Below are 5,676 nucleotides of genomic sequence, written 5' to 3' on the forward strand. Positions count from 1 at the left end.
CCGGCGGCGAACACCAGCGCGCCGAGCGTCGGCAGCCCGAACTCGGTGACGGCCTCGTACACGAGGACGGTCAGGCCGGCCGCAGGACCGGAGACCTGGAGGCTGCTGCCGGGCAGCAGGCCGGTGACCAGGCCGCCCACGATGCCGGTGACCAGGCCCAGTTCGGCCGGGACACCGGAGGCGACGGCCACCCCCACGCAGAGCGGGAGGGCGACCAGGAAGACGACCAGGGAGGCGGTGAAGTCCTGGCGCAGGGCGGTGGGAGGAACGGGGAGACGACGAACCATCGGATCCTCGCAGTGCGTCAGAGGCTGCGGAATGTGCAGCGTACGATCGGAATGTGCGAGGCGGCGGAGAAATGCTCGATATGTGATGAGATGACATATGCGGGGTGGTGCACCGTGCGCGAAGTGGATTCCGGCGCTCCGGAGGATCACCCCTGGTCGGGCCCGTCGGTGTCGGCCGATCTCCGGCGCGTCGGTGCACGAGCCACCGGTCGGGTTGCGCCGGAGCGTACGGCAGGCGCCAGGACATGACGGATGGTCAGTTCAGGGGCGGGGGCCCGGTCGGCGGGTCGTACCCGTAGCGCTAGGGTTCGAGGGTGAGTCGACACGTCGTTCTGGGATTCGGGCCCGCCGGGGCCGCCACCGCCCGTGCCCTGGCCGAGCAGGGCCACACCGTACGGGTCGTCACCAGGTCGGGCCGCCCGCCGGAGCCCGGCATCGAGCACCTCGCGCTGGACGCCTCGGACCCCGGTCGGCTGACCGAGGCCGTCCGCGGCGCGGACGCGATCTTCAGCTGCGCGGCTCCGCCCTACCCGCGCTGGGTACGCGACTGGCCGCCGCTGGCGTCCTCGGTGTGCGCGGCGGCCGAGGCGAGCGGCGCGGTCCTGGTGATGCTGGGCAACCTCTACGGCTACGGCCCGGTCGACCGGCCGATGACCGAGGACCTGCCCGCGGCGGCGACCGGCCCCAAGGGGCGGGTCCGGGCCGCCGTCTGGGCGCAGGCACTGGACCTGCACCGGGCGGGCCGGATCAGGGCCGTCGAGGTGCGCGCCTCGGACTTCTTCGGGCCGGGGGTGACCGACGGCGGACACCTCGCCGCGCGGGTGGTGCCGCGCCTGCTGCGCGGCAGGGCGGTCACCGTCCTCGGCGACCCACGGGCCCCGCACAGCTGGACCTACCTCCCGGACGTGGCCCGGGCCATGGTGGAGGCGGCGGGCGAGGAGCGGGCCTGGGGACGCGCCTGGCACGTACCGACCGGACCCGCCCACAGCGCGCAGGAGATGGTGGACCGGCTGGCCGCCGAGGCGGGCACCGGGCCCGTCGCCGTACGGGGACTGTCGCCCGCGGTGCTGGCCGCGGCCTCGCTGGTCTCCCCGATGCTCCGCGAACTGCGCGAGGTCCGCTACCAGTTCGACCGGCCGTTCGTGGTGGACACCGCCGCCTACGAGCGGGCGTTCGCGGTCCGGGCCACCCCGCTCGACGAGCAGATCGGCGCGACCGTCCGGTGGTGGTCGCAGCGGCTCGCCGACGCGCGCTGAGCTCAGAGCGCCTTGTGCATGATGTGCAGTCCGACGTAGCCCTCGGTGGGGTGCAGGAAGCCCTCCGGGAGGGTGCCCAGGACCTCGAAGCCGAGGGAGCGGTAGAGCCTGACGGCGTGTTCGTTGCTCGCCACCACCGCATTGAACTGCATCGCCCGGAAGCCCGCCGTCCGCGCCCAGTCGACCGTGTACTCGCACAGGGCCCGCCCGACGCCCCGGCCGCCGTGTGCGGGGTCGACCATGTAGCTGGCACTGGCGATGTGGGAGCCGTTGCCCTGGTGGTTGCGGTTCATCTTGGCGGTGCCGAGCACGGTGCCGGCCTCGTCGACGGCGACCACCGTCCGGCTCGGGGCGGGCAGCAGCCACCAGTCCCGGCCCTGCTCCTCGTCGAGGTCGACCGGAAAGGTGAAGGTCTCGCCCGCGGCGACGATCCGGTGGAAGAACGGCCAGATGGCGGGCCAGTCCCCGGCGGTGGCTTCTCTGATCAGCATCCGGACAGGATGCACCGTCGTGCCGCGCCGCGCCACCCGCTTTCGCCGGGGCTCCCGGGGCGTGGTCCGGGCGGCCGGCCGGGTGCCCGGCGGGGCCGCGTAGGGTGGCCGGGTGCCGTTCACGTTCAGTCACCCCGCCGCCGTCCTGCCCCTGCTGAACCGGGGCCGGGCCCGCGGCCGCCTGGTCGCATCGGCGCTGCTCATCGGGTCGATGGCACCGGACCTGCCGTACTTCGCGGGCTCCTTCGCGCTCGGTGACGTCACCCACGCCTGGTGGGGCGTGCCGACCGTGGACGTCGCCGTCACGGCGGTGCTGGCCGCGCTCTGGCACCTGGTGCTGCGCGCCCCGCTGGTGGCACTGCTGCCCGCGCGGTGGGCGGGCGCCGCGGAACTGCTGACGGCGCCCCGGGCCGGGCTGCGCCGCCCCGGCGCCGCCGAGGTGCTGTGGTTCGCGCTGTCCGCCGCGATCGGCGCCGGCACTCACGTCGGCTGGGACGCGTTCACCCACCCCCGCCGCTTCGGCACCCGGCTGATCCCGGTCCTGCAGTCCGGCTCGCTGTTCGGCCGCCCGCTGTACACCACGCTCCAGTACGGCTCGTCCGCCGTCGCGATCGTCCTGCTGGCGGGGTACGCGCTGCGCGAGCTGCGCCGGGCCGCCGATGCCGGCGGCCGGCCCTGCGCCGTGGTGCTCGGCCGGGGCGGCCGCCGACTGGTGCTGGCCGGGACGGCGGTGGCCGCGGTGCTCGGCGCCGGGTACCGGATCGACCGCTGGGCGCGCCCGGGCACCGGGCTCTTCGACCTGATCCCGACCGTGGCGTTCGGTTCGATCGCCGGGGTCGGTGCCGCGCTGCTGTGCTACGCCGTGGTGGCCCGTCGGACGGCGGTCACCGGCCCCTGAGGGCCCCGGCTCCTGAGGGCCCGCCCGGCCCGCCCGGCCGCTCAGCGGACGGCGCGGGCGCGGATCCCGTCGAGCAGCAGGGCGAGGCCGTACTCGAAGCGGTGGTCCGGCGTCCGGGCCGCCCAGTGGCCGATGGCCGCCCCGATGGCGGGGTGGTCCGCGGCCTCCTCGGGGGCGGGCACGGGGGTGCGCCGGGTGGTGGCGAGCTGCTGCTCCCGGCTCTGCTCCTCGATGGTGTGGCCGAGCACGCGGATGGTGGTCCGCTGCCCACGGGGTCTTGACAGGTCTATACCAGCGCGGTTGAGTCACCCTCAGCCCGCGCCGGATCCGTACCCGGTAGGCCCGTCCCCCACCCGGGCCCGCGCTTGGGCAGACCTGTCCTCGAACCCGTGCGGCCCCCACCGCACGAAGGGGTGATCACGTGTCAGTCCGTCGTCTTCTGGCCTTCCTGTCCGCCATCGCGGCCGCGATAGCGCTGGCGGTCGTCCTGCCCTCCTCGGCCTCCTCGGCCGTGGCGTGCGCGACCGCCTGGGACTCCGGCGCCGTCTACACCGGTGGTGCCACCGCCTCGTACAACGGGCACAACTGGTCCGCCAAGTGGTGGACCCAGAACGAGACCCCGGGCGGCGCCTCCGGCGTCTGGGCCGACCAGGGCGTCTGCGGCGCGGGCGGCGGCACCCCCCCGCCGCCCGGCGGCAGTTGCGACTACCCGTCCTGGGTGGCCGGCCGCACCTACACCACCGGCACCGTGGTGCGGTACACCAACGGCGGTCTGTACCGCGCCACCCACGACAACCCGGGCTACGACCCGGTGATCAGCACCTGGTACTGGGAGCCGTACACCTGCTCCGGCGGCTCCACCACCCCGCCGCCGACCCAGAACCCGGGCGGATTCCCGGTCAGCGAGGCCCAGTTCAACCAGATGTTCCCGAACCGGAACTCCTTCTACACCTACAGCGGCCTGACCGCCGCGCTGAGCGCCTACCCCGGGTTCGCGGCCACCGGCAGTGACACGGTCCGCAAGCAGGAGGCGGCCGCGTTCCTCGCCAACGTCAGCCACGAGACCGGCGGACTGGTCTACGTGGTCGAGCAGAACACCGCCAACTATCCGCACTACTGCGACACTTCGCAGCCCTACGGCTGCCCGGCCGGGCAGTCCGCGTACTACGGGCGCGGGCCGATCCAGCTGAGCTGGAACTTCAACTACAAGGCCGCCGGCGACGCCCTGGGCATCGACCTGCTGCACAACCCGAACCTGGTGCAGTCCGACTCGGCGGTGGCCTGGAAGACCGGCCTCTGGTACTGGAACACCCAGAGCGGCCCGGGCACCATGACCCCGCACAACGCCATGGTCAACGGCTACGGCTTCGGCGAGACCATCCGCAGCATCAACGGCAGCCTGGAGTGCAACGGCGGCAACCCCGCCCAGGTGCAGAGCCGGATCAACGCGTACCAGAGCTTCACCCAGCTGCTGGGCGTCACCCCGGGCGCCAACCTGAGCTGCTGACAACGGTGTCGACCGGACCGCCGGGCGGGCATGCCCGCCCGGCGGTTCCGCGGCGAAGCACCCCCGCCCAACCCGCGTCAGGGCTCAGGGCGTCAGGGCTCAGGGCGTCAGGTGGCAGACCGCCTCGATGTTGTTGCCGTCGGGGTCGCGGACGAACGCGGCGAAGTAGCCCGGGTGGTACTCGGGCCATTCCCGGGGCGGGTGCAGGGCGTCGCCGCCGGCGGCCGTCGCGGCCGTGAAGAATGCCACCACGGCGGCGCGGTCCGGCGCGCGCAGCGCGATGTGCGTCTCCCGGAAACCCTCCCCGGAGGTCTGCGGGCCGAGCCACAGGGTCGGCACCGGCGGCAGGCCGTAGCCCACCGCGCCGTCGAAGTCCATCAGCCGGCGCCCGCCGAGCGGCTCCAGCACCGCGTCGTAGAAGGCGGTGGCGGCGGCCAGGTCGGCGCACTGGATCGAGATGTGATCGAGCATCCGCCCATCCTGGCGCATCCGGGCCCGCGCCGCCGTCGGCGGCGCGGCGGTGGGTAGGGTCGGCTCCGGCGGGGGCCGTGGTGGCCACGGCCGCGACGGACAGGGGTGGGGCCGATGGCCGGGACATACGTGTTCGACCAGGTGGGGGAGGGCGAGCGGGCGCGGCTCGCCGCCCTGGAGCAGGTCTACGACGGCGCCACCCGGGACCGGATCGCCGCCCTGGGCGATGCCACGGGCTGGCGCTGCCTGGAGGTCGGCTGCGGCGGCGGTTCGATCGCCCGCTGGCTGGCCACCCGGGTGGGGGCCGGTGGGGAGGTGCTGGCGATCGACCTCGACCTGCGGTTCGCCGCCGCCCATGACCGGCCCAACCTGCGGGTGGAGCGGCACGACGTGACGGCCGGTCCGCTGCCGTCCACCGGCTTCGACCTGGTGCACGCCCGCGCCGTGCTGGAGCACCTGCCGCAGCGCGACGAGGTGCTGCGCACCCTGGCCGACGCGCTGGCGCCCGGCGGGGTGCTGATGGTGGAGGACTTCGACATCGACGGTCCGATGGCGGACGCCGTCGCCCGCTACTGGCCGGCCGGCCACGGCGAGGCGGCGGGCCGGCTGATGGCGGCGCTGCGGGCCGCGTTCGGGGCCGCCGGGGTGGACACCGGCTACGGGCGGCGGCTGCCCGCGCAGCTCGCCGCGCTCGGCCTGACCGGCGTCGGCGGGCAGCTGCACGCACCGCTGCTGCCCGGCGGCACGCCGTTCCTCGGCATGACGC

At 74.6% G+C, this 5,676-nt stretch carries 8 protein-coding genes; 4 read left to right on the forward strand and 4 right to left on the reverse strand.

All coding sequences use genetic code 11. From position 1 onward, the window contains the following. The coding region (locus AA75_RS32790; RefSeq protein ID WP_033823980.1) for a SulP family inorganic anion transporter at window positions 1–287 on the reverse strand (287 nt) is incomplete at its 3' end. Window positions 288–601: 314 nt separating this feature from the next. Between AA75_RS32790 and AA75_RS32795 the strand changes: the two genes are divergently transcribed. Beyond that, a complete protein-coding gene (locus tag AA75_RS32795; RefSeq protein WP_033823981.1) occupies window positions 602–1,543 on the forward strand; it encodes an NAD-dependent epimerase/dehydratase family protein in 942 nt (313 codons plus the stop codon). 2 nt (window positions 1,544–1,545) lie between these two features. Here the strand turns inward: AA75_RS32795 and AA75_RS32800 are convergent, their stop codons facing one another. Next, complete coding sequence (locus tag AA75_RS32800; protein ID WP_033823982.1) at window positions 1,546–2,034, reverse strand: GNAT family N-acetyltransferase; 489 nt, start codon at window positions 2,032–2,034, stop codon at window positions 1,546–1,548. A gap of 112 nt (window positions 2,035–2,146) precedes the next feature. Between AA75_RS32800 and AA75_RS32805 the strand changes: the two genes are divergently transcribed. After that, window positions 2,147–2,932: a DUF4184 family protein gene (locus tag AA75_RS32805; RefSeq protein ID WP_051813907.1), complete on the forward strand. Its 786-nt coding sequence runs from the start codon at window positions 2,147–2,149 to the stop codon at window positions 2,930–2,932. Between the two features lie 41 nt (window positions 2,933–2,973). Here AA75_RS32805 and AA75_RS52685 read toward each other — a convergent pair whose 3' ends face one another. Next, window positions 2,974–3,180 carry a TetR/AcrR family transcriptional regulator C-terminal domain-containing protein gene (locus tag AA75_RS52685; RefSeq protein WP_033823983.1) on the reverse strand — a complete coding sequence of 69 codons (207 nt, stop codon included), beginning with the start codon at window positions 3,178–3,180 and terminating at the stop codon, window positions 2,974–2,976. 173 nt (window positions 3,181–3,353) lie between these two features. Between AA75_RS52685 and AA75_RS32815 the strand changes: the two genes are divergently transcribed. Further along, complete coding sequence (locus tag AA75_RS32815; protein ID WP_033823984.1) at window positions 3,354–4,439, forward strand: glycoside hydrolase family 19 protein; 1,086 nt, start codon at window positions 3,354–3,356, stop codon at window positions 4,437–4,439. A gap of 99 nt (window positions 4,440–4,538) precedes the next feature. Here the strand turns inward: AA75_RS32815 and AA75_RS32820 are convergent, their stop codons facing one another. Beyond that, window positions 4,539–4,910: a VOC family protein gene (locus AA75_RS32820; RefSeq protein WP_033823985.1), complete on the reverse strand. Its 372-nt coding sequence runs from the start codon at window positions 4,908–4,910 to the stop codon at window positions 4,539–4,541. A gap of 114 nt (window positions 4,911–5,024) precedes the next feature. Between AA75_RS32820 and AA75_RS32825 the strand changes: the two genes are divergently transcribed. Continuing rightward, the coding region (locus AA75_RS32825; protein ID WP_051813908.1) for a bifunctional 2-polyprenyl-6-hydroxyphenol methylase/3-demethylubiquinol 3-O-methyltransferase UbiG at window positions 5,025–5,676 on the forward strand (652 nt) is incomplete at its 3' end.

Origin of the sequence: Kitasatospora sp. MBT63 (assembly GCF_000710465.2) — a bacterium.
Classification (GTDB): Bacteria; Actinomycetota; Actinomycetes; order Streptomycetales; family Streptomycetaceae; genus Kitasatospora.

Bases quoted from the DNA above. Each gene is read 5' to 3' on its own strand.
- AA75_RS32800 (WP_033823982.1), bottom strand. From the start codon at position 2,034: ATGCTGATCAGAGAAGCCACCGCCGGGGACTGGCCCGCCATCTGGCCG.
- AA75_RS32820 (WP_033823985.1), bottom strand. From the start codon at position 4,910: ATGCTCGATCACATCTCGATCCAGTGCGCCGACCTGGCCGCCGCCACC.